The 24,311-nt window shown below is 68.9% G+C and carries 18 protein-coding genes and 6 pseudogenes; 18 read left to right on the top strand and 6 right to left on the bottom strand.

Features of this window, described 5'->3' with window-relative positions:
• Nucleotides 1-137: 137 nt before the first annotated feature.
• The 3 genes and pseudogenes from ACZ68L_RS42340 to ACZ68L_RS42330 all read left to right on the top strand — a co-directional run.
• A pseudogene (locus tag ACZ68L_RS42340) lies at nucleotides 138-1,231 on the top strand (transposase); the annotation flags it as partial.
• Nucleotides 1,232-1,821: 590 nt separating this feature from the next.
• Entirely contained in the window at nucleotides 1,822-2,520 is a 699-nt protein-coding gene (locus ACZ68L_RS42335; RefSeq protein WP_469589064.1) for a GntR family transcriptional regulator, read from the top strand.
• A gap of 202 nt (nucleotides 2,521-2,722) precedes the next feature.
• Nucleotides 2,723-3,536: pseudogene (locus ACZ68L_RS42330) on the top strand (IS5 family transposase).
• A 65-nt stretch (nucleotides 3,537-3,601) separates the two neighbouring features.
• Here the strand turns inward: ACZ68L_RS42330 and ACZ68L_RS42325 are convergent.
• Complete coding sequence (locus ACZ68L_RS42325) at nucleotides 3,602-3,979, bottom strand: winged helix-turn-helix transcriptional regulator (protein WP_469589062.1); 378 nt, start codon at nucleotides 3,977-3,979, stop codon at nucleotides 3,602-3,604.
• On the opposite strand from ACZ68L_RS42325, the pseudogene ACZ68L_RS42320 reads away from it, so the two are divergent.
• Together ACZ68L_RS42320 and ACZ68L_RS42315 are read left to right on the top strand one after the other, a co-directional pair.
• A pseudogene (locus ACZ68L_RS42320) lies at nucleotides 3,960-4,067 on the top strand (IS481 family transposase); the annotation flags it as partial. The gene ACZ68L_RS42325 and the pseudogene ACZ68L_RS42320 overlap by 20 nt on opposite strands.
• 286 nt (nucleotides 4,068-4,353) lie before the next feature.
• Nucleotides 4,354-5,763: an alpha-L-fucosidase gene (locus tag ACZ68L_RS42315; RefSeq protein ID WP_469589059.1), complete on the top strand. Its 1,410-nt coding sequence runs from the start codon at nucleotides 4,354-4,356 to the stop codon at nucleotides 5,761-5,763.
• Between the two features lie 143 nt (nucleotides 5,764-5,906).
• Here the strand turns inward: ACZ68L_RS42315 and ACZ68L_RS42310 are convergent, their stop codons facing one another.
• Nucleotides 5,907-6,611, bottom strand: coding sequence for a GntR family transcriptional regulator (locus tag ACZ68L_RS42310; protein WP_469589067.1), 705 nt, complete (start codon nucleotides 6,609-6,611; stop codon nucleotides 5,907-5,909).
• 288 nt (nucleotides 6,612-6,899) lie between these two features.
• Here ACZ68L_RS42310 and ACZ68L_RS42305 point away from each other — a divergent pair, with 288 nt between their 5' ends.
• From ACZ68L_RS42305 to ACZ68L_RS42255, 11 genes and pseudogenes are all read left to right on the top strand, one after another.
• Nucleotides 6,900-7,988, top strand: coding sequence for a sugar ABC transporter substrate-binding protein (locus ACZ68L_RS42305; RefSeq protein ID WP_469589057.1), 1,089 nt, complete (start codon nucleotides 6,900-6,902; stop codon nucleotides 7,986-7,988).
• A 35-nt stretch (nucleotides 7,989-8,023) separates the two neighbouring features.
• A complete protein-coding gene (locus ACZ68L_RS42300; protein WP_469589055.1) occupies nucleotides 8,024-9,112 on the top strand; it encodes a mandelate racemase/muconate lactonizing enzyme family protein in 1,089 nt (362 codons plus the stop codon).
• Complete coding sequence (locus ACZ68L_RS42295; protein ID WP_469589052.1) at nucleotides 9,109-10,185, top strand: ABC transporter permease; 1,077 nt, start codon at nucleotides 9,109-9,111, stop codon at nucleotides 10,183-10,185. Before ACZ68L_RS42300 ends, ACZ68L_RS42295 begins: the two co-directional genes overlap by 4 nt.
• Nucleotides 10,182-11,258 (top strand): ABC transporter permease, encoded by a 1,077-nt coding sequence (locus ACZ68L_RS42290; protein WP_469589050.1) that lies wholly within the window; start codon nucleotides 10,182-10,184, stop codon nucleotides 11,256-11,258. Before ACZ68L_RS42295 ends, ACZ68L_RS42290 begins: the two co-directional genes overlap by 4 nt.
• Complete coding sequence (locus tag ACZ68L_RS42285) at nucleotides 11,255-12,799, top strand: sugar ABC transporter ATP-binding protein (protein WP_469589049.1); 1,545 nt, start codon at nucleotides 11,255-11,257, stop codon at nucleotides 12,797-12,799. Before ACZ68L_RS42290 ends, ACZ68L_RS42285 begins: the two co-directional genes overlap by 4 nt.
• A complete protein-coding gene (locus ACZ68L_RS42280) occupies nucleotides 12,796-13,119 on the top strand; it encodes an L-rhamnose mutarotase (protein ID WP_469589046.1) in 324 nt (107 codons plus the stop codon). The genes ACZ68L_RS42285 and ACZ68L_RS42280 overlap by 4 nt, the downstream gene beginning before the upstream one ends.
• Nucleotides 13,120-13,191: 72 nt before the next feature.
• Nucleotides 13,192-14,043, top strand: coding sequence for a fumarylacetoacetate hydrolase family protein (locus ACZ68L_RS42275; RefSeq protein WP_469589043.1), 852 nt, complete (start codon nucleotides 13,192-13,194; stop codon nucleotides 14,041-14,043).
• Between the two features lie 4 nt (nucleotides 14,044-14,047).
• A pseudogene (locus tag ACZ68L_RS42270) lies at nucleotides 14,048-15,414 on the top strand (enolase C-terminal domain-like protein).
• Nucleotides 15,411-16,166 (top strand): SDR family NAD(P)-dependent oxidoreductase, encoded by a 756-nt coding sequence (locus ACZ68L_RS42265; RefSeq protein WP_469589041.1) that lies wholly within the window; start codon nucleotides 15,411-15,413, stop codon nucleotides 16,164-16,166. Before ACZ68L_RS42270 ends, ACZ68L_RS42265 begins: the two are co-directional and overlap by 4 nt.
• Nucleotides 16,166-17,194, top strand: coding sequence for an aldo/keto reductase (locus ACZ68L_RS42260; RefSeq protein WP_469589037.1), 1,029 nt, complete (start codon nucleotides 16,166-16,168; stop codon nucleotides 17,192-17,194). The genes ACZ68L_RS42265 and ACZ68L_RS42260 overlap by 1 nt, the downstream gene beginning before the upstream one ends.
• On the top strand, nucleotides 17,191-18,045 hold the full coding sequence (locus tag ACZ68L_RS42255; protein ID WP_469589034.1) for an amidohydrolase family protein: 855 nt from the start codon (nucleotides 17,191-17,193) through the stop codon (nucleotides 18,043-18,045). The genes ACZ68L_RS42260 and ACZ68L_RS42255 overlap by 4 nt, the downstream gene beginning before the upstream one ends.
• A 26-nt stretch (nucleotides 18,046-18,071) precedes the next feature.
• Here the strand turns inward: ACZ68L_RS42255 and ACZ68L_RS42250 are convergent, their stop codons facing one another.
• From ACZ68L_RS42250 to ACZ68L_RS42240, 3 genes and pseudogenes are all read right to left on the bottom strand, one after another.
• Nucleotides 18,072-18,788 (bottom strand): GntR family transcriptional regulator, encoded by a 717-nt coding sequence (locus ACZ68L_RS42250; RefSeq protein ID WP_469589032.1) that lies wholly within the window; start codon nucleotides 18,786-18,788, stop codon nucleotides 18,072-18,074.
• A gap of 271 nt (nucleotides 18,789-19,059) precedes the next feature.
• Nucleotides 19,060-19,233, bottom strand: a pseudogene (locus tag ACZ68L_RS42245) (Ig domain-containing protein); the annotation flags it as partial.
• A gap of 18 nt (nucleotides 19,234-19,251) precedes the next feature.
• A pseudogene (locus tag ACZ68L_RS42240) lies at nucleotides 19,252-20,433 on the bottom strand (IS1380 family transposase); the annotation flags it as partial.
• Here ACZ68L_RS42240 and ACZ68L_RS42235 point away from each other — a divergent pair.
• On the top strand, nucleotides 20,400-21,242 hold the full coding sequence (locus tag ACZ68L_RS42235) for a helix-turn-helix domain-containing protein (RefSeq protein WP_469589030.1): 843 nt from the start codon (nucleotides 20,400-20,402) through the stop codon (nucleotides 21,240-21,242). The pseudogene ACZ68L_RS42240 and the gene ACZ68L_RS42235 overlap by 34 nt on opposite strands.
• On the opposite strand, the gene ACZ68L_RS42230 is transcribed toward ACZ68L_RS42235, so the two are convergent.
• Nucleotides 21,194-22,579: a radical SAM protein gene (locus ACZ68L_RS42230; RefSeq protein WP_469589026.1), complete on the bottom strand. Its 1,386-nt coding sequence runs from the start codon at nucleotides 22,577-22,579 to the stop codon at nucleotides 21,194-21,196. The genes ACZ68L_RS42235 and ACZ68L_RS42230 overlap by 49 nt on opposite strands.
• 346 nt (nucleotides 22,580-22,925) lie before the next feature.
• Between ACZ68L_RS42230 and ACZ68L_RS42225 the strand changes: the two genes are divergently transcribed.
• The gene (locus ACZ68L_RS42225) at nucleotides 22,926-24,311 is read left to right on the top strand and encodes a hypothetical protein (protein ID WP_469589023.1); all 1,386 of its coding nucleotides are present in this window, start codon (nucleotides 22,926-22,928) and stop codon (nucleotides 24,309-24,311) included.

Raw genomic sequence — 24,311 nt, 5'->3', positions numbered from 1 at the left:
GTATCCCACTTCTCCGCCAACGCGTCGTTCTGATCGCCCACCTCCGCCGACGCTATGCGGACCGACCGACCGCGTCACCAAGATGATCTCCGGCTACGAAAATCTTGCCAGAGCCACTTCAACGAGTACGCGGACACCGCCACCTGGACGCACTCGCCGACCTGTTCACCCAGTCCCTGCACCTCGCGCAGAAGCTGGGCATGGTCAAGATGGGCCGCGTCGCCCTGGACGGCACGAAGCTGGAAGCGAACGCCTCCAAGCACAAGGCGATGAGCTACGGCCGGCTCATCGCCAAGGAGGAGCAGATCGAGGCCGAGACCGCCGAACTGGAGGCCAAGGCCGCCGCCCTGCTGGCCGACGCCGAGTCCGCCGACACCGCCGAGGACCAGGTCTTCGGCATCGACGGCAAGGACACCGACTTGCCCGCCGAGCTGGACCGCCGCGAGAAGCGACTCGCGCGGCTGCAGGCCGCCCGCGCCCAGATCGAGGCCGAGACCGCCGACAAGGCCCGCACGCACGCCGAGGACAAGGAACGCCGCAGGCAGGGGCGTGCCGGCACCCACGACGAGCAGGCCGTCACCGATGCCGGGCAGAAAGTCGCCGCGAAAGCGCGCCCCAAGCCCAAGGCCCAGGCCAACTTCACCGACCCCGACTCGCGGATCACGAAGAACGGCGGCGGCGCCTACATCCAGGCCTACAACGCGCAGGCCGTCGTCGACGCCGAACACCAGGTCATCACCGCCGCCGACGTGACGACCAACGCCTCGGACGCGCTGAACTACACCACGATGCTCGACCAGTCCGCGGCGAACACCGGCATCCACCCCAGACAGGCACTCGTCGACGCCGGATACTGCTCCGAGACGAATCTCGAAGCCGCAAAAGACCGACAACTCGCCTGCGGCACCGACACGTTCATGGCCACCGGCCGCCTGGCCCACGACGAACAGGTCCCGCCCGCCCCACGCGGACGGATACCGGCGAACGCCACGCTGAAGGAACGATGGCCCGCAAGCTGCGGACCAAACCCGGCAAAGCCGCCTACAGCCGCCGCAAAGCCATCGCCGAACCCGTCTTCGGCCAGATCATGACCTGCCAGAAAGGCCGCCGGCTCATGCTCCGCGGCGAAGACAGCGCCCGAGGAGAGTGGCGACTACTGGCCGCCTGCCACAACTTCCGCAAGATCTTCCGACACACCGCGACCACCGGACTCGCCGCAGCGACCGGGTGACCGGCCCGGCCAGGCCCCCTCCGGACCACCCTCGAGGCCCAGGAAACCCCCGGCCTCGGTCAGCCGGCACCAACCGGGCGACCATGACCGATCCCGCCGACCCGGCCACCCGAGCCGCTTGCCCGTTACCGACCCACGCTCCTAGCGCCCCACATGCTGGAACGCAAGTCCGGACGGATCATCGCCATCGCCTCCGGTGCCGCTCGCCACGGCGTGCAGGACATGGCGGATTACGAAAGCCGCGATGGGGGTGCACCCGACCGACGCCGACGTGGACCGCAAGGTCATGTCGCTGGGGTTGCACCACATGCCTGTCGCGGGGCCCTACCACCAGAGGACATCGCACAAGCTGCGGTGTTCCTGGCCTCAGGCAAGGCTCGCTATGTCTCCGGCGGCACCCTGGACGTAGGTGCCGGTCACGCGACCAACCACACGTGATGGCCCGCCGAGGGGCGCGCCGGGTCCTCGGCAGACAGGCGAGCCTGAGTGTAGCGACGCGAAAACGTGCTCTATGTCCCCGTTTGGTCGACATGCACTAAGGTTTCGAAAGTCGCCGCGGCTTACCCATAAGCCAGGTAAAATGATGGACCATGGCGAAAGAAGGTCGATCGGCGACACGCGCGGCCGCTGTGCATCAGAGGCTGAGGGACGACATCCTAGGGGGACGGTTCCGCCCTAGTGAACGTCTGAAGTTCCACCAGATTTGTGAGGATTACAAAACCTCGGTAGGTGCCGCGCGCGAGGCACTGACCCGACTGACATCAGAGGGACTCGTCCGCTCGCAGCCTAATTTTGGCTACATGGTGACACCGCTGTCCCTCGAAGATCTCGAGGATCTCACGGCTGCACGCGTGGAGCTGGAGTGCATGGCTCTGCGCATGTCGATCGAGAAGGGTGACCGGCAGTGGGAGGCCAACGCGGTTGCCGCACATCACCTGCTTGCCCGGACACCCTTCACCTCATCTGAACAGCCCAGCCGCCCAACGGAGGAGTGGGCGCGAGTTCACACCGAGTTCCATTTCGCCCTGATCGCAGGGTGCCCGAACCGACGCATACTGCGGGTGGCCCGGAGTCTTCGCGAGGAGGCGGGCCTTTACCAGCTGTGGTCGGTTTCATTCCAGCGGAATCCGGACCGCGACGGTGCAACCGAACACCGGGCACTCCTCGAAGCGTGCGTCGACCGGGATGCCGAGCGCGCCGCACTCCTGCTCCGCGAGCACCTCCAGCACACGGCACGACTGCTGCAAGCAGACGGCCTTCACGAGCTGCACGCCCCACCCGAGGAATGACAGGTCGCGGACGGGGACTCATTCAGCGCCTCCGATGTCCGTCGCCATGCCGCGGAGGCGTGCGTTGCGGAGTTCGAGGGCTTCCTGTGGCGGGACTGTAAGAACTCGCGCAGATAGGCGGGGTGGGGTACCCCGGCAGCGAGGCGGGCACAGGTCTCCGTGATCATGGGGTTGCGACGCCTTGTGACCACTGGGGAGACCTGTGCCCGTCCTTCCAGCGTGGCTGACCGACCCACTGTGGGACCAATTCGCGGCACTGCTGCCCGAGCGCCCCGCGGTCGATCCGGCCCACCCGCTGGGCTGCCACCGCCGCCGGATCAGTGACCGGATCGTGTTCGACAAGCTGCTGCAGCTCCTGCGGTTCGGCTGCTCCTACCAGGCGATCGCCGACACGACCTGCTCGGCGACCACCATCCGCAACCGCCGCGATGAGTGGATCCGGCTCGGCCTCTTCGCCCGGTTCAAGCAGATCGCGCTGCAGTCCTACGACCGGATCGTCGGGCTCGTGCTCGGCCAAATCGCCGTCGACGGCTCCATCACCAAGGCCCCCGGCGGCGGCGAGGTCGCCGGGCGCTCGCCGGTCGACCGCGGCAGACGGACGGCTACGGCATCCCGCTCGGCCGGGTCCTGGCCGGAGCGAACCGCCACGACTCCCCGTTGCTCGCGTCGACCCTGGACCTGCTGGACGGCCTCGGACCCCTGCCCGACGACATCACCGTCCACCTCGACGCCGGTTATGACTCGGACAAGACCCGCAGCGAACTGGCCGCCCGCAGCCTGCGCGGTCGCATCGCGCACAAGGGCGAGAAGACACCGATACCAGTCAGCGGTGGCACGTCGAGCGCACCCACGCCTGGCAGAACGCCTTCCACCGGCTTGCCCGCTGCTACGAGCGCCGCTCGACCGTCGTCAACGCCTTCTTCGACCTCGCGGACACGATCATCACCGTCCGCAGCCTGATCCGCCGGGCCTGGACCACCCACCGCTGGGACGACCGCCCCAAGCGACGCCCATGAGCCCCGACCATCTGCCCAGCCTCTTACGCGCAGACTGTTCCCGCCAACCAGCACCCCTGTTGTGGTCAGGCGACGCGGGTGTCGTAGGTCTCGCGGTTGGCGAGCACATCGTCCATGTGCACCTCGGCCCAGGCATTGAGGCCGCGCATCATCTCGTACAGCGACAAGCCGAGATCGGTCAGCTCGTAGGAGACCGTGACCGGCACGGTCGGCACCACGGTGCGGGCCACCAGGCCGTCGCGCTCCAGGGAGCGCAGCGTCTGGGTGAGCATCTTCTGGCTGACGCCGACCAGCAGACGCTGCAGCTCCGAGTAGCGCATCGACCGGGGCTCGCCGGAGCAGTCGGCGCCTGGCTGATGCGCGCTGTCGTTGCCGAGCGCGGCCAAGATCAGCGTGACCCACTTGCCGGAGATCCGGTCGAGCGAACTGGTCCACGTCGACATCAAGAAGCTCGGCAACATCCCCGACAGCGGCGGCTACAAGGCCCTCGGCCGACAAGCAGGCCGCAGAACCCGCTCAGGGGCCGGCTACGGCCCGTCCCGCCGCCGCTGCGTCGAAGGCAAGCCAACCGCGCGCCGCCGACCTCATCGAGGACATGCTGCCCTGAGCCTACGACTTCGCTCTCCATCTCGTTTCCGGTTGAATCGCATAGGAAACGAGGGTGCCCTGACGAGAGCAGCCAGGCTTCCCGCACCACCGTCCGCCATACATCGGGGCAAGTGGTGCGAGTTCAAGCGCCCTCGACACGACTCTTGACTCTCGACTCTTGAGGAAAAACCATATAGGAAACATCTGGTTCTCTTGAGGAGATACAGCTATGCGTTCTACTGGAACCCGGTGGGCCGTCGGTGTGGCCACGCTGAGCCTGCTGGCCACCGGCGTGGCCCAGGCCGCGGCGACACCGGCAGCGTCCCCGGCGGCCCCACGTGGCAGCGAACCGCGAAACCTGGCCTTCGGTTCGTCCGCGACCCAGTCCAGCGACTATGAGCAGGGCGGCGCCGCGGCGCGAGCAGTGGACGGCAGCACGAAGGGCAACTGGAGCAGCGGCTCCCTCTCCCACACCGACCGCGAGCCCCAGCCGTATTGGCAGACGGACCTCGGCACTCCGAAGAAACTCAGCAAGGTGGTCGTCTGGAACCGTACCGACTGCTGTACGTCACGCCTGTCGAACTTCTGGGTCATCGTCTCCAACAGGCCGATCACGGCCCGGAGTCTCGATGACGCCCGCAATGAACCCGGGGTTACCGCGACCCGGATCGGCTCCCTTTCCGGACCCTCGGTCCAGGTGGGCCTGAACCGCTCGGCCCGCTACGTCCGTGTCCAGCTGGAAGGCACGGAGTATCTCTCGCTTGCCGAGGTCCAGGCGTTCGGGAACGAAGTCATCTCGCCTTCGGCCGATGCGCAGAAGTGGGTGAAGAACAACCCCTTCGGGATGTTCATGCACTACAACATGTCGACCTATCAGAACATGCAGTGGGCCGACCCCAACAGTGACCCGGCCGACTTCAACCCCACGGCGCTGGACCCGAATCAGTGGGCTCAGAGCATCAAGGACGCCGGCATGACCTTTGGCGTCCTGACCGCGAAGCACCATGACGGGTTTGCTCTGTGGGACAGCACCCACTCCGACTACGACATCGCCAAGAGCCCCTACAAGGACGGGAAGGGCGACGTCATCCGTGAGTACGTCGACGCCATGCGCACCAAGGGCCTCAAGGTCGGGCTGTACTTCTCCATCTGGGACCGGCACAACGGCGACAGCACCGAGCTCGTCAAGAACCAGCTGCGCGAACTGCTCACCAAGTACGGGCAGATCGACTACCTCTGGTTCGACGGCTGGGGCTGGCACGTCCCGTACTCCCAGATTCCGTACCAGCCGGTTCGCGACATGATCCGCGAGGTGTCGCCACACACGGTCGTCGCCAACAACGACCATTACGGAACGCTCCAGACCTCGGACGTCATCGTCTACGAGGTGCCGGTCCAGGGCATGCCGCCGGCCAGCAACGCGCGCCCCGTTGACGCCAGTGACACCCTGGACACCAACAGGACATGGTTCCACACCAGCAGCACGGGCGCACCCCGTTCGGCTGCCGACATCACCGACAACCTGAACAACGCCAAGGCGGGCAACGGCCTGTTCCTGCTCAATGTGGCCCCCGACCGCAGCGGCCGCATCCCGCAGAACTACGTCGACCGCCTGAAGGAGATCGGCACCACATCCTGAACAGGCACGTGACAAGCGAGCGAGCGGCTCCTACAGGCCGCTCGCCCGTGGGTCGGCGGTCTCCTCGGGGGTGAGGGCCGCGGTGGTGACCGGCCATCGCATTCGGGACGCCGTCCCGCGCGAACCGACTGCAGTCCGGCCGCTCAGGCCCCGCCGTCACCGTACCGGCCGAGATGGCGCGCCAGACTCAGCTCCAGGTGCTCGCGCATGGCATCCGACGCCCGCTCGGGATGGCGCCGCAGCACCGCCCGCAGGATGCGGCCGTGCTCCATCACGGTCGACGGACTGCCGCCGGTGACGGCGCCCAGCCGGAAGAGGTGCAGGTGCGTGTGCAGGCGTTCCACCGCCGCGGCAAGCATCGTACGCCCCGACGCCGCCGCCAGCGCGTCGTGGAATTGCTGGTCCAGCACCGCGAACCGCCCGTAGACGGCGTAACTGTCACCCTTGTCGGGCAGGCCCTGCATCTCCTCGACCAACGATTCCACTCGGTCGAGCTCGGCCTCCCCCATGCGCTCAGCGGCCAGGGCGGCAGCCCTGGTCTCCAACAGCAGTCGCATCTCGAAGAGCTCCTCCACGCCCTGACGGGTCAGCAGCTCGGTGGTCCGGTACCCCGACAGCGAGCGCTTCACCACCAGTCCGTCCGACTCGAGCCGGGCCAGCGCCTCGCGCACCGGTGTGGCCGACACCCCGAGAGAGCGGGACACCGACTCGATGCCGACCCGTGCGCCCGGTGTGATGACGTGGTCCATCACCATGGCCTTGACGGCCTCGTAGACGCTGTCCGTCAACACCTCCCGCCGTGTGGCGAGGGCCGGCGAGTCTTTGGACCCGCCCATGTCCAGCGGCATCTCCCAGCTCTCCCTTCGGCACCGACGTCCGTCCATGACGAGCCGTCAGCCTCCTCATTTTCTATATGATCTTTTCGGGTCTGACCGTACAGGGCGTAGCCGATTCCGGGCTTGCGAAGCAAGTGGCCGCTGGCTGCGCCTCCTGGAACTACGGCACCTTCGCGCATCCTGAGACCAGTTCGTAATGGAAAATACCCGATCCGGTCCCCCACAGGCCTTGACGTGGCCCCCTGCGCTCCCGGAATATCACGGCAACAAAATCCTATTTGATTTGAGTGGGGCACCACCATGAGCCGTCGTAGAACCGCGATGACAGCCACCGTCACCCTCGCACTCCTCGCCGCTGCCTCGTCGGCCTGCACCATCAAGAACTCGGACGAACCAGGTGCGGCAGCCGCCGCCCCCGGAAAGGCCGGCGGCGGGACGGCAGAGCTCGCCGACGGCTCCGGAACCAAGGTCGCACTCGTGCCCGGCGGTGCTCACCCCTACTTCCAGCCCTGGAAGCAGACCGGCGCGGATGCCAAGAAGACGCTCGGGCTGGGCGACGTCACTTTCGACGAGACCGCCGAGTGGGACCAGCAGAAGCAGAACAACCTGGTCTCGACGCTCGCCGCCCGCGGCTACAACGCTTTCGGCATCTTCGGCGTCTCCCCGACCGACATCAACACCACCTTCACCGACCTCAAGTCCCAGGGCTTCGCCGTCGCCTCGCTGGGCTCCTGCCCGGCAGGCGACAAGAACGAGGCGGACTTCTGCCTCTCCACGGATGTCGAGCTCGCCGCGTACAAGGCCGCGAAGGCCGCCATCGAGGCCATGGGCGGCAGGGGCGCCCTCGTCCACCTGACCGGCAACAACGTCGACGCCAACACCCAGTTGCGCAAGCGGGGCGTGGAAACGGCGGTGAAGGAGAGCGGCGGGAAGATCACCCTGCTGCAGACCATCACCGACATCGACAAGGACCTCCAGACCGCGCAGAAGGCTGTCTCCGACCTGCTCGCCGCCAAGGGCGCCCAGATCGCGGGCATCGTCTCCACCGCCTACAACCCGGCCGTCGCAGCCGCCGAGGCCGTGCGCCAGTCCGGCTCCAAGGCCAAGGTCGTGGCCATCGACGACGACGCCAAGATCCTCTCCTCGATCGAGAACGGCTCCGTCAGTGCCACGGTCGTGCAGAACCCCGTCGGCCAGGCGGAGATCGGTGCCTGGGCGCTGGCCCTGCTGCAGACCAAGCAGTGCGCGATGAAGGAGCCCGGCAGGACTGTCGACTCCGGCTCCTTCGTGGTCACGAAGGAGAACGTCTCCGGCTATGACGAAGCGCGCAAGGCCGAGACGGTGGGGCTGAAGAAGCAGTTCGCCGACGAGATCCTCTCCTGCGGCTGACCGCCCTGCCTCCGATACAGAAAGTCGGCACGCGCATGACCCTCATCACCAATGCAACGGCCCTGCTGGCCGACATCGCCGTGGAGACCGACCGCACGGACGCCGTGCAGTCGTTCGTCAAGCAGGAGACCGTCCTCGTCACCCTCACCACGGCCGACGGGCTGGTGGGGACCGGCTACGCCTACACGATCGGCACCGGCGGCAGCTCGGTACTGGCGCTGCTCCAGGATCACCTCCTGCCCCGGCTCACCGGCCAGGACGCACGCAACGTCGAAGGGCTCTGGCAGGAGTTGTTCGGCCTGACCCGCGCGACCACCACCGGTGCCATCACCTCACTGGCGCTCGCTGCCGTGGACACGGCCCTGTGGGACCTGCGCTGCAAGCGCGCCGGTGAACCACTGTGGCGGCTGGCTGGCGGCCACCGCCAGGAGATCCCCGTCTACGACACCGAGGGAGGCTGGCTCCACCTCGGCACCGAGGACCTGGTCAAGTCCGCGCTCGCGGCCAAGGACGCCCAGTTCTCCGGCGTCAAGATCAAGGTGGGCAAGCCGCACGTCGCCGAGGACGCGGAGCGCCTGCGCGCCGTACGCGAGGCCGTCGGACCGTCCCTGCACATCATGACGGACGCCAACCAGTCGCAGTCACTGTCCTCCGCTGTGCAGCTGGCCGCCGCCCTCGAACCGTACAGCCCGTACTGGCTCGAGGAACCCATGCCCGCCGACGACATCAGCGGCCACGCCCGGCTGGCCCGGTCGACCCGCATCCCGATAGCCGTCGGCGAGTCGATGTACTCGCCCATGCAGTTCCGCAGCTACCTGGAGACCGGCGCCGCCTCCATCGTGCAGGTGGACGTGGCCCGGATCGGTGGTATCACCCCGTGGTTGAAGGTCGCCCACCTCGCGGAAACCTTCAATGTCGAGGTGTGCCCGCACTTCCTGATGGAACTGCATGTCAGCCTGGTCGCCGCGGTGCCCAACGGCGCGTTCGTCGAGTACATCCCGCAGCTGCGCGCCGTGACCCGCACCGAGATGGTCCTGCGCGACGGGCGTGCCGTGGCGCCGGACGAGCCGGGCATCGGCATCGACTGGGACATGGACGCCATAGACGACCGGAGGGTCTCATGAAGACGGCCGTCACACCCACCGGCAGTGAGACCGACCGCCCCGCCGACGGGGCCCGCCCGGCTCACCGGCTGCCTTTCTGGGTCAACCAGCGCCTCGGTCTGCTCGTGATCATCGTCGCGCTCGCCGCCCTGTTCGGCGTGCTGCGCCCCGCCTTCTTCGACGAGCGGCTGGTGCTCTTCCCGCTGCTGAGGGAAATCTCGACGCTCACCGTGGTGGCCCTCGCGCAGATGGTCGTGCTGTCCATCGGACACATGAACCTCGCCGTCGGACGCATGGCAGCCTTCGGTGCCTTCTTCGCCGGGTTCGGCTACGACCGGCTCGGGCTGCCGCTGCCGCTGGGCCTGGTTCTGTGCCTCGTCGCCGGATGCGCCATCGGGGCGCTGACCGGCTGGATCATCGCCCGCACCGGCGTGAACTCGTTCGTCGTGACACTGGCCATGGACTTCGCCCTGCTGGGCCTGGTCTCCCTGCTCTACTCGGCCCTCACGCAGAATGCCGCGTTCACCGCACGGCCCGACGGGCTCGCGGAACTGCGCTCCTACTCGCTCGCCGACATCTGCGTCGGCCCCGTCTGCGGCTCGCCCGCGATCCCGCAGCTGGCCCAGTTCACCGTGCTCGCCCTGGCCGGCCTCGGCTTCCTCTACGCCCGCACCCGCATGGGCCGGGAACTGCTGCTGACCGGTGCCAACCCCGCCGCCGCCGAACTGTCGGGCATCCCCACCGGACGCCGGGTCATCCTGGCCCACGCCCTGTCCGGACTGCTCGCGGCCCTCGCCGGCTTCATGGCAGCCGTCGGCACCGGCACGTTCCGCGCCTCCATCGGCGACGACTTCATGCTCCCCTCCTTCCTCGGTGCAGTCCTCGGCGGGACCCTGCTCACCGGCGGCGTCGTCTCCGTCATCGGCGCCCTGCTCGGCACCTCCCTGGTCGGCGTCATCCGCAAGGGCCTCGACCTGCTCGGTGTCGGTCTGGAAAGTCTCAACATCTACCTCGGTTGCGTACTTCTGCTGGCTCTGTCCGCGGACCGGGTGCGCACCGTCGTGTCCTATCGCAAGGTGGTGCGCTCCACATGACGACGCTCCGCGACAAGCAAGCCATGGCCGTCCCGGCACTGCGACGCTTTTCCCGGTCCACTGCGATGACCCTGCTGTGCGTGGTCGTCGTCGGCTACGTGGGCCTCGGCATCGCCTCCTCCGGCTCCTTCTTCGAGGGATCCTCCCTCCGTACGTTCCTGCAGTACCTCGCCACGCCCATCCTCATCGGCCTGGCCCAGATGGTGGCCCTGTGCGTCGGTCAGCTCAATCTCGCCGTCGGCGCGCTGGGCGGGTTCACCGCCTGCCTGATGGGCGTGCTGATGGCCGACCACGGGGTGCCCGCCGGACTCGCCGTGCTCGTCGGCGTCCTCGTCGCCACCCTCGTCGGCCTGCTGACCGGCATCTTCATCGTCGTCACCCGCATCAACGGCTTCATCGTCACCCTCGGCACCATGACCATCCTGCTCGGAGCGCAGTACCGGCTTTCCGGCACCCGCACCATCGACGGATACTCCGCCACGCTGCGCGACTTCGGCCGCGCCGCCCCGCTGAACGTCCCGCTCGTCTTCGTCACCGCGCTCGCCGCGGCTGCCCTGCTCGCCGCGTTCATGTACCGCACCACCGCCGGCCGGCGACTGCTGGCCGCTGGCGGCAACCCGCTCGCGGCCCGCCTGTCGGGCATCTCCAGCGACCGGCAGATCGTGGTCGCCCACACCCTGTCCGGCCTGCTCATCGGCATCGCCGCGCTGATCGCGACCGCCTCGTTGCCCGGCGTCAACCGCAGTGTCGGCGGGGACTGGATGCTGCCCAGTTTCGCGGCCCCCATCATCGGTGGCGTCGCGCTGACCGGTGGCTCCGTGGCGGTTCTCGGCACCGTGCTCGCCGCCTTCGTCATGCGGCTCATCGACACCGCCCGCGCCCAGTTCTCCCTCGACCCGAGCTGGGTGAACTTCCTCATCGGCCTGGTCGTCCTCGGCACGGTCGTCGGCGGCCGCATCCACCAGACCCACCTCGAGAAGAAGGGCGGGGCGCCCGGCCGCACGCCCCCCTCACCGCCGGGAAGCGACACCCCGCCGGCCGAGGCCCTGCCGAGCCCGGGAGGCGCCCGATGAGCGACGTACTGCTGGAATGCGAGAACATCGTCAAGGTCTTCCCCGGCGTACGCGCCCTCGACGGCGTCGGCCTGACCTTGACCGCCGGTTCCGTGCACGCCCTGCTGGGGGAGAACGGAGCGGGCAAGTCCACCCTGATCAAGGTGATCACCGGCGTGCACCTGCCGGACGGCGGCAGACTGCTCCGGCGCGGTGAGGAGATCCACCTGCGCTCCCCGCTGGAGGCCACCCGGGCCGGTATCGGCGTGGTTCACCAGGAGCGCAACCTGATCCCCGGCTTCTCCGTCGCGGAGAACATCACGCTGCAGAGCCCGCCGTCGCGCCGCGGGCTGGTCGACCGGAAGGCGATGACCGCCCCTGCCCTCCGCTGCCTGGCCGAGCTCGGCCTGGATATCGACCCGCACCAACCGGTGCGCGAACTGTCCGTGGCCCAGCAGCAGTTGGTCGAGATCGCCAAGGCCCTGTACACCGAGAGCCGGGTGCTGCTGCTCGACGAGCCCACCGCCTCCCTCTCCCCGCAGGAGGCGGAGCGCCTCTTCGACGTCGTACGCCGGCTCAGGGAACGCGGCACCTGCGTCGTGTTCGTCAGCCACAAGCTGGAGGAGGTCTTCGCGATCTGCGACACCGTCACCGTCCTGCGCGACGGCAAGTCGGTGCTCGAGTCGGCCCCCCTCGCCGAGTACGGCCAGGACGACGTGGTCACGCTCATGGTCGGCCGCACGCACTCGGTGACGGACATGACCCCGCGCACGGTGGACACCTCCGCCCAACCGGCGCTGTCCCTGTCGGGGCTGTGCACGGCTGCCGGACACCAGGACGTCTCGCTCGACGTCCGGCCCGGCGAGATCGTCGGCCTGTACGGACTGGTCGGCGCCGGCCGCAGCGAACTGGTCAAGGCTGTCCTCGGCCTCGAACGGGTCACGGCCGGCGAGATCCGGGTGTACGGCGAGCCGGCCCGGATCGGCTCCCCCCGGGAGGCCCTGCACACCTACGGCATCGGTTATCTGACCGAGAACCGCAAGGAGGAAGGGGTCTTCCTGGAGCAGCCCATCGTCCGGAACATCACCGTGACGGTGTGGAAGAAGCTGGGCCGCTTCCTCGGTGACATCTCCTCCCGTCAGGAACGGGAGGTGTCGCAGGACCTCGTCGACCGTCTCGGCATCCGTGTCTCCGGTCTCGAGCAGAATGCCGGTGAACTGTCCGGCGGCAACCAGCAGAAGGTGAGCCTGGCGAAGTGGCTCGCGGCCGACACCCGGCTGCTGGTCGTCGACGAACCGACCGTCGGGGTGGACGTGCGCACCAAGCACGCCTTCCACGAACTCATCTGGGAACTGGCCCGCGGCGGCCTGCCGATCCTGCTCATCAGCAGCGACCTCACCGAGATGATCACCCTCTCCGACCGGGTGGTGGTCATGGCCGACCACCGCATCCGCGGCGAGGTGGACAACGACCACGACTACGACCGCATGAGCGGGCAGATCATCCGGATCATCCACGACCGTGCCGCCTCGGCCGCGGCCGCGAAGGGAGCCGCCTCATGAAGCGGGTCGCCCAGGTCATCCAGGTCATCCCGGAGAAGGTGGACGAGTACCGGGAGCTGCACCGCGACGTACCCGGACCGGTCCTCGACCGGCTGCGGCGCTCCCACATCACCAACTACTCGATCCACCTCCTCGGCGACCGGCTCTTCGCCTACTTCGAGTACCACGGCGACGACCTCGCGGCGGACCTCGCCGCGATGGCCGAGGACCCGGCCACCCAGGAGTGGTGGAAGCTCACCGCGCCCTGCCAGCGGCCCGTCGACGAGGCCGCGCCCGGCGAGTGGTGGGCCGACATGGAACAGGTCTTCCTCATGGAGTAGGGCCGCGTTCCATCCGCACCACCCCGGAACCACCCCGCGGTACGAACTGTGCCGCGACCGCAAGGAGAACACGTGAAACTGCTGCGACTCGGCGCTCCCGGCTCCGAACGACCGGCCGTCCTCGCCGACGACGGACACACCTACGACCTCACCGGGCTGACCCGCGACATCGATGGGTCCTTCCTCGCCTCCAACGGCGTGGAACGGGTCCGCACCGCCCTGCAGTCCGGCACACTGGCCGCCCTGAGCACCGAGGGCGTACGCGTCGGCGCGCCCGTCGCCCGTCCCGGCAAGGTGGTCTGCGTCGGCCTCAACTACCGGGACCACGCCGCCGAGACCGGCGCGGCCGTGCCCGAGCGACCGGTGGTGTTCATGAAGGACCCCGGCACCGTCGTCGGTCCCTACGACACCGTGCTCGTGCCGCGCGGCTCCCGGAAGACCGACTGGGAGGTCGAGCTCGCAGTGGTGATCGGCCGTCGGGCCCGGTACCTGGACGGACCCGACGACGCGGCGGGAGTCGTCGCGGGCTACGCCGTCAGCAACGACGTCTCCGAGCGGGCCTTCCAGCTGGAGCTGTCCCCGCAGTGGGACCTGGGCAAGTCGTGCGAGACGTTCAACCCGCTCGGGCCGTGGCTGGTCACCGCCGACGAGGTGCCGGACCCGCAGGCGCTCGGCCTGCGGCTGAGCGTCAACGGCGTGCAGCGGCAGAACGGCACGTCCAAGGACATGATCTTCTCCGTGGCGCACATCGTCTGGTATCTGAGCCAGTACATGGTGCTGGAGCCCGGCGACGTCATCAACACCGGTACCCCCGCCGGCGTCGCCCTCGGCCTGCCGGACGCCCCCTACCTACGCGCCGGCGACACGGTGGAGCTGGAGATCGACGGACTCGGCCGCCAGCGTCAGACCTTCGAGGATGCGTGAACCGATGAGCGACCACAGCACTGCCGCCCGCATCACGGCCGTCGACGTCATCGATATCCGGTTTCCCACCTCACGGGAACTGGACGGCTCGGACGCCATGAATCCGGACCCCGACTACTCCGCCGCCTACGTGGTCCTGCGGACCGACGCGCAGGACAGCGGGGGCGGGCGCCTCGAAGGGCACGGGTTCACCTTCACCATCGGACGCGGCAACGAGGTGCAGGCGGCGGCCCTCGCCGCGCTGCGCGAACACGTCGTCGGCCGGTCCGTGGACGCCGTGTGCGCAGACCTGGAACGGTGAGCCGAGCCCTGAACGGCGACAGCCAGCTGCGCTGGCTCGGCCCGGAGAAGGGGGTGATGCACATGGCGATCGGCGCCGTCGTGAACGCGGTGTGGGACATGGCGGCCAGACACGCCGGCAAGCCGGTGTGGAAGCTCCTCGCAGACGCCGGACCGGAGTGGCTCGCCGGCCAGGTGGACTACCGCTACATCGAGGACGCGCTCAGCCGCGAGGAGGCCGTGGCCCTGCTGCGCAGGGGCAAGGAAGGCGCCGCCGCACGGGAGAAGCTGCTGCTGGAACGCGGATACCCCGCCTACACCACCTCTCCCGGCTGGCTCGGCTACTCCGACGAGAAGCTGATCCGGCTCGCCCGCCAGGCGGTGGCCGACGGCTTCACCCAGATCAAACTCAAGGTCGGCGCCGACCTGGCCGACGACGTCCGCAGGATGCGCACCGCACGGGCGACGGTCGGCCCGGACATCCGTATCGCGATCGACGCCAACCAGCGCTGGAACATCGCCGAGGCCGTCGAGTGGACCAAGGCGCTGGCCGAGAGCGACCCGTACTGGATCGAGGAGCCCACCAGCCCCGACGACATCCTCGGCCACGCCGCCGTCCGCACAGGCGTCGCGCCCGTCAAGGTCGCCACCGGCGAGCATGTGCAGAACCGCATCGTCTTCAAGCAGTTGCTGCAGGCCGGCGCGATCGACATCCTGCAGATCGACGCGGCAAGGGTGGGCGGCGTCAACGAAAACCTCGCCATCCTGCTGCTCGCCGCCAAGTACGGTGTGCCGGTCTGCCCGCACGCTGGCGGCGTCGGACTGTGCGAACTGGTCCGCCATCTGTCGATGTTCGACTTCGTCGCCCTGTCCGGGACGACCGAGGACCGGGTGATCGAGTACGTCGACCACCTCCACGAGCACTTCGAAGACCCCGTCGTCATGGCGAACGGCCACTACACGGCGCCCACCGCACCCGGATTCTCGTCCCGGATGCACGCCGCCACGATCGACACCTACCGCTACCCCGACGGCGCCTTCTGGGTCGCCGACCGGGCCACAGCCGAACCCGAGAAGGGCATCCACGCATGAGCGAACTGACCGGACTCAAGGCCCTGGTCACCGGTGGCGCCTCCGGCATCGGCCGGGCCACCGCACAGTTGCTGGCCGCGCGCGGCGCCGACGTCGCCGTCCTGGACCTCGACCCCTCGTCCGTCGACAAGCCTCTGCGCGGATACGCCGCCGACGTATCGGACGACACCTCCGTACGGTCCGCCGTCGCTGCCGCGACCGACGACCTCGGCGGCCTCGACATCCTGGTCAACAACGCCGGCATCGGCGCCGCGGGCACCGTCGAGGACAACGACGACGCCGAGTGGCACCGCGTCCTGGACGTGAACGTCCTGGGCATCGTCCGCACCACCCGTGCCGCGCTGCCCCTGCTGCGTGCCTCCGCGCACGCCGCCGTCGTCAACACCTGCTCGATCGCGGCCACCGCCGGACTCCCGCAGCGCGCCCTGTACAGCGCGAGCAAGGGCGCGGTTCAGGCCCTCACGCTCGCCATGGCCGCGGACCACGTCCGCGAGGGCGTCCGCGTGAACTGCGTGAACCCGGGCACCGCGGACACTCCGTGGGTGGGCCGCCTCCTCGACCGGGCGACCGACCCGGAGGCCGAACGGGCGGCGCTCAACGCCCGTCAGCCCATGGGCCGTCTCGTCACCGCCGACGAGGTGGCCGCCGCCATCGTGTACCTGGCGGGCCCGGCCGCCGCCGGCGTCACCGGTACCGCCCTCGCGGTGGACGGCGGAATGCAGGGACTGCGACTGCGGCCGAAGGGACAGTGATGGAAACGGACGGGAACGACGCACAGCCCGCCGCCCTGCCGGTGCGCACCCTCGGCCGCAGCGGTGTCCCCGTCACCGCCCTCGGCTTCGGTGCCGCCGCGGTCGCCGGGCTCTACGAGGACGTGGGGGAGGACGAGGCGGCAGCTGCCGTGGAGGCCGCCTGGGCCGACGGCATCCGCTACTTCGACACCGCCCCGCACTACGGTCTGGGCCTGTCGGAACGCAGACTGGGCACGGTCCTGCGGACCAAGCCCCGGGACGCCTTCACCCTGTCCACCAAGGTGGGCCGGCTGCTCGAACCGCACGGCGGCGGCGGAGACGACCTGGCCGACGGATTCGCCGTGCCCGCCACCCACCGGCGCCGGTGGGACTTCAGCGCCGACGGCGTACGCCGCTCGCTGGAGGACAGCCTCACCCGGCTCGGGCTCGACCGCGTGGACCTGGTTCTGATCCACGACCCCGACGACCACGAGGAACAGGCCTTCAAGGAGGCGTATCCGGCACTGGAGGAACTACGCTCGCAGGGCGTCGTCCGGGCGATCGGCGCCGGGATGAACCAGAGCCGGATGCTGACCCGCTTCCTCACCGACACCGACGTCGACGCGGTGCTCTGCGCCGGCCGCTACACACTGCTGGAGCAGGGCGCGCTCAAGGCGCTACTGCCCGCCGCCGAGGCCGCCGGCAAGAGCGTGATCGTCGGCGGCGTGTTCAATTCCGGGCTGCTGGCCGATCCCACGCCCGGGGCCACGTACGACTACACGGCGGCGCCCGAGGACCTGCTGCGCCGGGCCATGCGGATGCGCGACGTCACCGAAGCGCACGGGGTGTCGCTGCGTGCGGCCGCACTTCGCTTCCCATTCGGGCATCCGGCGGTCGCGGCGGTCCTCGTCGGCGCCCGCTCGGCGGCTCAGGTCAAGGACGCGGCCGAGCAGTACCGCAAGCCGGTTCCCGGCGCCATGTGGACGGCTCTGCAAACACAGGAGCTACTGTCCGGTGGTGTACCCGTTCCCGGGAGGAGAGTGTCATGACCATCATCGACGCCCACCACCATCTGTGGGACCTCGGCGTACGTGACCAGGAGTGGATCACCGGCCCCGAACTCGCCCCGCTGCGGCGTTCCTTCATGCTGGCGGACCTCAAGTCGGAGATCAGGGAAGCGGGGGTGGCGGCCACGGTGCTCGTGCAGACGGTCACCGTGCCCGAGGAGACTCCCGAGTTCCTGTCCCTGGCCGCTGACAGCGACGTGATCAGTGCAGTCGTGGGATGGACCGATCTGACGTCGCCCGGCGTCGCCGGTGAACTGGCCCGGCTGCGCTCGCTGCCCGGCGGCGGGTTCCTGCGCGGCATCCGCCACCAGGTCCAGGCGGAGCCGGACCCCGACTGGCTGACGCGGCCCGAGGTGCTGCGCGGTCTACGCGCGGTCGCGGAGGCCGGGCTCGTCTACGACCTCGTCGTCCTGCCGCACCAGTTGCCGACGGCGGCGAGGGCGGCCGCGGCGGTCCCCGGCCTCACCTTCGTCATCGACCACTTGGGGAAGCCGCCGATCGCGTCCGGGCAACGGGAACCGTGGTCGACGCACGTGCGTGAGCTGGCCACCCTGCCGAACACGGTGTGCAAGCTCTCCGGCATGGTGACCGAGGCCGACTGGCCGTCGTGGACGGTCGACGGCCTCCGGCCGTACGCCGACACCGTGATCGACGCCTTCGGCCCCCGGCGGCTGATGTTCGGCTCCGACTGGCCGGTGTGCACCCTCGCCGCTGGCTACGGCGAGGTCGTGGACGCCACTCGAGAGCTCACCGCTGCCCTCACCGCGACCGAGCAGGACCAGGTGTGGGCCGGCACCGCCCGACGCGTCTACCGGATGACCGACGTCGATTGACCCGGCGTGGGGCGCCGGCCGGCCGGTCACTCCTGTTCGAACCGGCCGAGCTGGCGCTCCAGGCTGCGGTTGAGATGGTCCGCCATCGCCTCGGCGGCACGGTCGGCCCTGCGGCGCAATATCGCGCGCACCACACGCTCATGCTCCGCCACCGTCGGATCGCCCTCGCCCTGGGGGCTGCTCAAGCGGAAGATGTGCAGATGCGAGTGGAGCCGCTCCACCGCGTCCGCGAGCAGGGGTCGGTGGGCGGCCTCCGCGACGGCGTCGTGGAAACGCTGGTCCAGGGCGGCGAAGTCGCGGTAGGACGTATACGGTCCCGCGGGGCCGGGGTGGGTCTGCATGTCTTCCAAGAGCGCCTCGATGGCGTCGAGTTGCGACTCGCCGGCGTGGAGGGCGGCCAGTGCGGCGGCTCGCGGCTCAAGGAGCAGCCGCATCTCGAACAGTTCCTCCACTCCCTGCCGGGTGAGCAGTTCGGTGGCCCGGTAGCCGGACAAGGAGCGCTTGACGACGAGTCCGTCGGCCTCCAGCCGGGCCAGTGCCTCGCGTACCGGGGTCGGGGAGACGTTGAGCGTGCGTGCCAGGGCTTCGATACCGACCCGAGCGCCGGGGGCGATCCCATGGTCCATGACCATGGCCTTGATGTCCTCGTAGACACTGTCGGACAACGCCTGGCGGACCGGCGACGAGGACCGCCTGCTCGCCCCGGCCATGTCGTCGGAGACGGGCGGGTCGTGAGCCGGCATCCGAGTCACTCCTCTGTGCTTTGGGGCGGTACGGCTACCAGCAGTCTAGTCAGGCAGCCTCCCTGTCGGGGTCGAGGGCACCGGTGCCTACGGGCCGAGTGGGACAGGCCCCAGTGGTCGGCCGCCGACCATCAGTCAGATATGGGAATGGGGAATCTCACGGCTGATTCCGCGGGGTGGCGGTGCAGATGACATCGCGAGGGCGTCCGACTCCGGTCTTGGCGACCGGGCCGGACACCCTCGCGATGTCATCTGCGTGTGAAGGACGGTGTCAGGGGCGTACGGTGATCTTGTACTGTGCCTTGGCGGCGGGGAGACCGTCCGTGCTGTAGGCCGTGATGGTGAAGTTGGCCTTCGTGGCGTGAGCCGGTGTCCCGACGATGCCCCCTGTGTCCCCGTTCAGCCGGAGGCCGTCGGGCAGGGCTCCGTCGGTCACCTCGTACCGGGTGGTGGCCGGAGTGGCGTTGACGTCGAAGTGGCGGGAGGGGAAGCGGCCGAAGCCGGTGCTCTTGCCGCACCGGATGTGGTCTTCGACGGTGGCGTGTCCGCGGTGGCGGACCTCCAGGAACTGTGCGGAACCACCGCCGGAGTATGGGGTGTCGGTGAGGAACACCTGGTGTCGCAGGCCCTCGTCGTGATCGAAGAGGGACAGTTGGGCGCCGGGGTGGGGTCGTTCGCGCCTCACGGTGATGCGGGTGCCGGCCGGGTAGCCGGCAAGGTCGATCATGCCGGTCAGCTCGGCGACCTCGGTGTCGTCGCGCAGTGTCCCGTTCTGGTCCAGTGCGGGATGCCAGACCTGCTCAGGCAGGGTCCGGATCGCGTGGCGGACCGGTTCGGTGACCGCGTATCCGACCGAGAATCGCAGGTCCAACCCGTGCTCGCGCAAGGTTCGGATGTGGGCCAGGAAGGCTTTCGCGGATCCGGCGCTGTCGGCGCGGACCAGGATTGCGGTGCCGTGCCGGTGAGCGTCGGGGATCTGCGCGAGGGCGTCGTCCAGCACCGCAATGTGATCGGCGGCGGTGTTGGCTCCGGAGTTGCCGGGCCGCAGTCGGCCGGACATGGCCTCGCCGGTGTTGGCGAGGAAACACAACAGTGGATGGAAGCCGAAGCCGCCCTTGTAGGTGGGTGCGGCCTGTTCCTTCTCGGAGTGGCAGGTGATCAGCGTGGCGTCGAGGTCCAGGACCAGGCCGGGAAGTTCGCGCCCTGCGGCCCGGACAGCGGGTATGCCCTCGACGGTCTCGGCGGCCTGCATCCAGGCGACTTCCCGGGCTGAAGCGCGGGCCGCTCGAAGCGAAGCGAGTGAAGCGTCGTCGGTGTCGGCGAGCAACCGCCAGGCCGTGGAGGTGGAGGCGACCGGGCCGAAAACCTCGCCCTGGTCCCGCAGCACGGCCAGATCCGTAATGGCCTCGCCGCCGTCGGCAAGCATCACCGCGAGGTCCGTCATGATCCGGCCCGGGTCGTGGCCGGTCCCGCGTGGCCTCAAAGGGTGCAACGCGACGGAGTATGCACCGGTCAGCCCAGTTGCATCGGCGAGATCAGCCAGCAACCGCGATCCAGCATGCCCAATTACCCCCGCCCCGTCAGCGGACACCATGAACCGCCCCGGTTCGAATGGAGACTCAATTCCGTGAAAGGATTGAGTCATGGCACGCCCCTCTTCGTATCCTCTTGAGCTGCGCAAACGAGCGGTCCGTACTCCCCGTGGGGCGTTCCATCGCTGAGGAGTTGTACAGCCTCGCGTTCGACTTGCTGGAGGCGGAGTACAGGGGGGCCGGTCTGGAGGAGCTGCTGGAACGATCTCGTGCGCTGACGAAAGAGACGGACTGCTACGTCAGTGCGGCAGTACGCGACGCGCGCCAAGGGGGACTTAGCTGGGAGGAGGTGGCAAGGTCTGCCTCGGTGAGCGTGGCGACGGCGCGGTCCCGCTGGGGCGAGCTGAAGGTGATGCGCCGGCTGGCCAGGCGGTCGGTGGAGCGGGCAGCTGCCCGGCAGGCCCCGGCCCTGGCCTTGGATGTTCGTCCGGGGGAAGGCCGTGAGGCCGCAGGGCGGGCCTCCCGGCATCTGGCTGCGGCTCTGTCGCAGTTGCATCAGAACTCGGGGCTGCTGATCTGGCAGGTCGCCCAGAACACGGAGCTGTCTCCCTCCTACGTATCGCGGATCCTGTCCGTGGACCGCACGCCCAGCTGGCCGGTGGTGCGACAGATGGTGGAGGTGCTCGGGGGTGATCCGCTGGAACTGCGCGTGCTGTGGGAGATCGCGCAGGGCGTTCCGCCGGCGCCGTGTGGCGCAGGCCGAGGCGGGACAACTCGGTCTCCACGGCGACGTTGGCCCAGGGCAGCAGCAGACCTGCACGGATGGTGCGGTCCGCCGCCGCGTCCAGGGCCGCCAGTGTCGCGAGCGTCCCGTCAGGAAATGACTGCAACGTTTTCTCCGAAGATCATGCGCGGCGAGTGACCGGTGACCACCAGGTCACCGGTGGTACCGAGCGGCACCGCCGCGCCGCGCTCGACGACCTGGAAGGAGTACGAGCCCAGCCGCCGCCAGTAGGTGCCCTCTTCGCTGATGAAGTAGGAGTGGAGTCCGGGCACGCGCAGGCCGGTCGGATAGACCCGCTCCTTCATCGGCTGATCCCAGGTGAAGTCAATGTCCGCCTTCCACGACGCGAAGTGTTCGGCCGACGGCAGCGGCGCCCGCTCATCGAGCGCGGCGAGCGGGGTACCGGGGAACGCCCTTGCCAGGCGTACGTTCGTCCGGTGGCACAGCAGGCCGGCGTCGAGAATCCCGGCCAGGCCGTGAAGGTTCGCGACGTGGGTGCCATGGGTCTCTCCGGGGAGGCCGTAGATCAGGTTCAGGCCCGGGAGGAGCATCGGTAGACCACTGGGGCCGCGTACGGCACCCGCCGTGTTCACGTGTTCGACTGCGCGCACCAGGATTTCAGGCGTGCAGGTGAGGGTGTTGCGTTCGATGACGGCCGGGTCGAAGCTCTCGATCCCCATCGGCGCACAGTTTCCCTCGGTGCAGAAGTCCGCCACCAGCTTGGCGATGCGTAAGCCGACGGGCGCGGCGACGGCCAGCGGGTCGGCGTTGTCGATGTGGAGCACCTCCAGCTCGGGGCAGCGCTCGCGGATGCCGCTGAGCAGGGCGCGGATCGCGTCCTCGTCCCGGTTGCGGTAGGAGAAGAAGCAGGTCTGCTGGCCGAGTCGGAAGTTGCGGACGCCGGTAGCGTAGAGGTGGGCGGCTTCGGCGACGACGTCGTCGACCTCGCGGAAGGCGACGAGCGGGGACTTGGTCGGCTCGTTGCAGAAGTCGCAGAACTTGCGTCGGGTGCAGCCGCGGTACAGCTCCAGCTCGGCGATCGGACGCCAGGGCATCTGGTCGACGAGGCCGGCGAAAGAGTCGCGTTCTCGTCGCATCTGCTCGTAGTCGGCCGGACGCCGACTGCCGAGCAGGAGATCGCCGGACGTCACGGTGTGGGTGTGGACGGCGTCGAACAATCCGGCGTACTCCGCAGGGGAGGCCAGGGCGTATGCGGACAGCGGGCCGAGGAGGTATCGGCGGCCCCGCGTGCAGGCGAGCGCGCGAGCGATCTCCTCGAACGATCCGTTTACCGCGTGGAGATGGACGGACGGAACCGCGTCTCCGGCGATGACGATCACGATCTCGGCGTCCCGCAGGAGCTGGATGGCATCGTCCCGGTTGACGGTGGCGGAGTAGGTGAGCCGGTCGCTCAGGGGCGGCTCGACGGTGGGCTTGCCGCCGGCCAGGCACCAGCGGACGTCGTCGATGGTCATGTACCGGACGTCCGCCTCTGGCCGAGCCCGCCTCAGTGCCGACCAGGCGCTTCGGACGTAGGTCGACAGGTAGGGCGGTACGCCGAGGCCACTCGGCTCGACAGTGAAGCAGTCCAAGATCACTACAGGCTGCATTGGTTCTCCCTCCAGTGCTGAGGGCGCCGGCGGTGTTCCAACGGCGTCCTCGCCGAGAAGGGCCGCGTGCCCCACAGCTCTCTCAGTGTCAGTGCTGGCAGAGCTCGGGAGGAGGGGGCGGCAGGGTTGTTCGGTTGTACAGGGGTTGCATTTCCGTGGCTCTGTATCCGAAGGCTGGGACGCAGGGTGATCCACAAGGCATCATCTGCACATGGGTAGTTCAAGGGCGAGCAGCGAGGCCAACACCACATTCGCGGCTGTGCTCGGCGAGGCCGGTTGTTCGCACGCCGCTTTGGCGCGCAGGGTGAACGAACTGGGTACGCTCCAGGGCGAGGTCTCCCGCTACGACAAGGCATCGGTGACCCGGTGGCTGCAGGGGATGACTCCGCGAGGTCGCGCCCCGGAGTTCATCGCCGCCGCCCTGGCGGGGTTCTTGGGCCGCCCTGTCTCTCCCGTGGACATTGGCTTCTCCGAGCAGTCGCAGAGGCCCGTGGTCGTTAGGGCCTTGACGTACCGTGAGGATGTGGGTGAAACACTTCATACACTCGCGGAGCTTGGCTCGACCGACATCTCGCGGCGCAGCCTTCTCGGCGCGGCGCCGTACGTCGCGACCGCCCTTCTGGACCCCCAACGGCATTGGCTGTTGTGGCTTTTGGAGGAAGAGCAGGCACCTCGGCTTGCGGTAGGTGCCGGCAGCGGGCCTGCCGAACAGGTCCAGGCGCTGATCGAGATGTTCGACGAGATGGACAACCGCTTCGGCGGCGGTGGAGTCCGAGCGAGCATCGTGCACTACCTGAGCACCGAACTCGCCCCCATGCTCCAGCAGCGCAATCTGCCCTCGCACCAGCGCCGACTCCTCTACACCTCGGCCGCGAAGCTCGCGGCGATGGCCGGTTGGTGCTCGTACGACTCCGCCGACTACGGACTCGCGGAGCGCTACATGATCCAGGCACTGAGGCTGTGCGCCGAGGGCGGCGACCGCGTGCTCGGCGGGCAGATCCTGGCCGGTATGTCGCACCTCGCCACCAGCCTCGGCAACCCCACCGAAGGAGTTTCACTGGCGAGAGCGGGTATCGCGACCGCCAAGTCTGCGGGCAGCCCGCTCGGGCTTATGCGCTTGCACGCCATGGCCGCCCGCGGGTACGCCGTCCTGGGCGATTCCCGGCACGCGACGGCATCGCTCCTGGAGGCCGGCAAGGACCTGGAGGCCAGCCGAGGCCCCGCCGAGGAATCGCCGTGGGTTCGTTTCCTGGACCACCACTATCTGGAAGCCGAAGCCGCTCTGGTCCACCGCGATCTCGGCGAAGCGGGACAGGCCGAGCGCCTGGCACTGGCGTCTGTCGAGGCGAACGGCGACCGCCGCCGTCGACAGGCCATCAGTCGCTCGGTGCTCGCGGCGGCATTCCTCCAGCAGAACAGACTGGACGAGGCGGTCGGCACCGCGAGCAACGCCGTGGACCTGCTCGCCGGAGTTCACAGCGAACGATCCGTCCAGGCCCTTCGTGACTTCCGTGCACGTCTTGCCCCTCACCGGGGCGAAGCCGTCGTCCGCGACTTCGAGCGAAAGGCTCGGCCGATCCTCGGCACAGCAGCCTGA

Source organism: Streptomyces sp. NPDC104309, from assembly GCF_055584025.1.
Note: the sequence above shows the minus strand (reverse complement) of the source record. Positions and strands in the feature narration are given on the sequence as shown.

Excerpts from the sequence above, each read along its gene's own strand:
- ACZ68L_RS42225 (WP_469589023.1), top strand. The coding sequence starts at position 22,926 with ATGGGTAGTTCAAGGGCGAGCAGCGAGGCCAACACCACATTCGCGGCT.
- ACZ68L_RS42295 (WP_469589052.1), top strand. The coding sequence starts at position 9,109 with ATGAAGACGGCCGTCACACCCACCGGCAGTGAGACCGACCGCCCCGCC.
- ACZ68L_RS42260 (WP_469589037.1), top strand. The coding sequence starts at position 16,166 with ATGGAAACGGACGGGAACGACGCACAGCCCGCCGCCCTGCCGGTGCGC.
- ACZ68L_RS42230 (WP_469589026.1), bottom strand. The coding sequence starts at position 22,579 with ATGACCATCGACGACGTCCGCTGGTGCCTGGCCGGCGGCAAGCCCACC.
- ACZ68L_RS42325 (WP_469589062.1), bottom strand. The coding sequence starts at position 3,979 with ATGTCGACGTGGACCAGTTCGCTCGACCGGATCTCCGGCAAGTGGGTC.
- ACZ68L_RS42255 (WP_469589034.1), top strand. The coding sequence starts at position 17,191 with ATGACCATCATCGACGCCCACCACCATCTGTGGGACCTCGGCGTACGT.
- ACZ68L_RS42315 (WP_469589059.1), top strand. The coding sequence starts at position 4,354 with ATGCGTTCTACTGGAACCCGGTGGGCCGTCGGTGTGGCCACGCTGAGC.
- ACZ68L_RS42280 (WP_469589046.1), top strand. The coding sequence starts at position 12,796 with ATGAAGCGGGTCGCCCAGGTCATCCAGGTCATCCCGGAGAAGGTGGAC.
- ACZ68L_RS42310 (WP_469589067.1), bottom strand. The coding sequence starts at position 6,611 with ATGCCGCTGGACATGGGCGGGTCCAAAGACTCGCCGGCCCTCGCCACA.
- ACZ68L_RS42235 (WP_469589030.1), top strand. The coding sequence starts at position 20,400 with ATGGAGACTCAATTCCGTGAAAGGATTGAGTCATGGCACGCCCCTCTT.
- ACZ68L_RS42335 (WP_469589064.1), top strand. The coding sequence starts at position 1,822 with ATGGCGAAAGAAGGTCGATCGGCGACACGCGCGGCCGCTGTGCATCAG.
- ACZ68L_RS42265 (WP_469589041.1), top strand. The coding sequence starts at position 15,411 with ATGAGCGAACTGACCGGACTCAAGGCCCTGGTCACCGGTGGCGCCTCC.
- ACZ68L_RS42290 (WP_469589050.1), top strand. The coding sequence starts at position 10,182 with ATGACGACGCTCCGCGACAAGCAAGCCATGGCCGTCCCGGCACTGCGA.
- ACZ68L_RS42300 (WP_469589055.1), top strand. The coding sequence starts at position 8,024 with ATGACCCTCATCACCAATGCAACGGCCCTGCTGGCCGACATCGCCGTG.
- ACZ68L_RS42250 (WP_469589032.1), bottom strand. The coding sequence starts at position 18,788 with ATGCCGGCTCACGACCCGCCCGTCTCCGACGACATGGCCGGGGCGAGC.
- ACZ68L_RS42285 (WP_469589049.1), top strand. The coding sequence starts at position 11,255 with ATGAGCGACGTACTGCTGGAATGCGAGAACATCGTCAAGGTCTTCCCC.
- ACZ68L_RS42305 (WP_469589057.1), top strand. The coding sequence starts at position 6,900 with ATGAGCCGTCGTAGAACCGCGATGACAGCCACCGTCACCCTCGCACTC.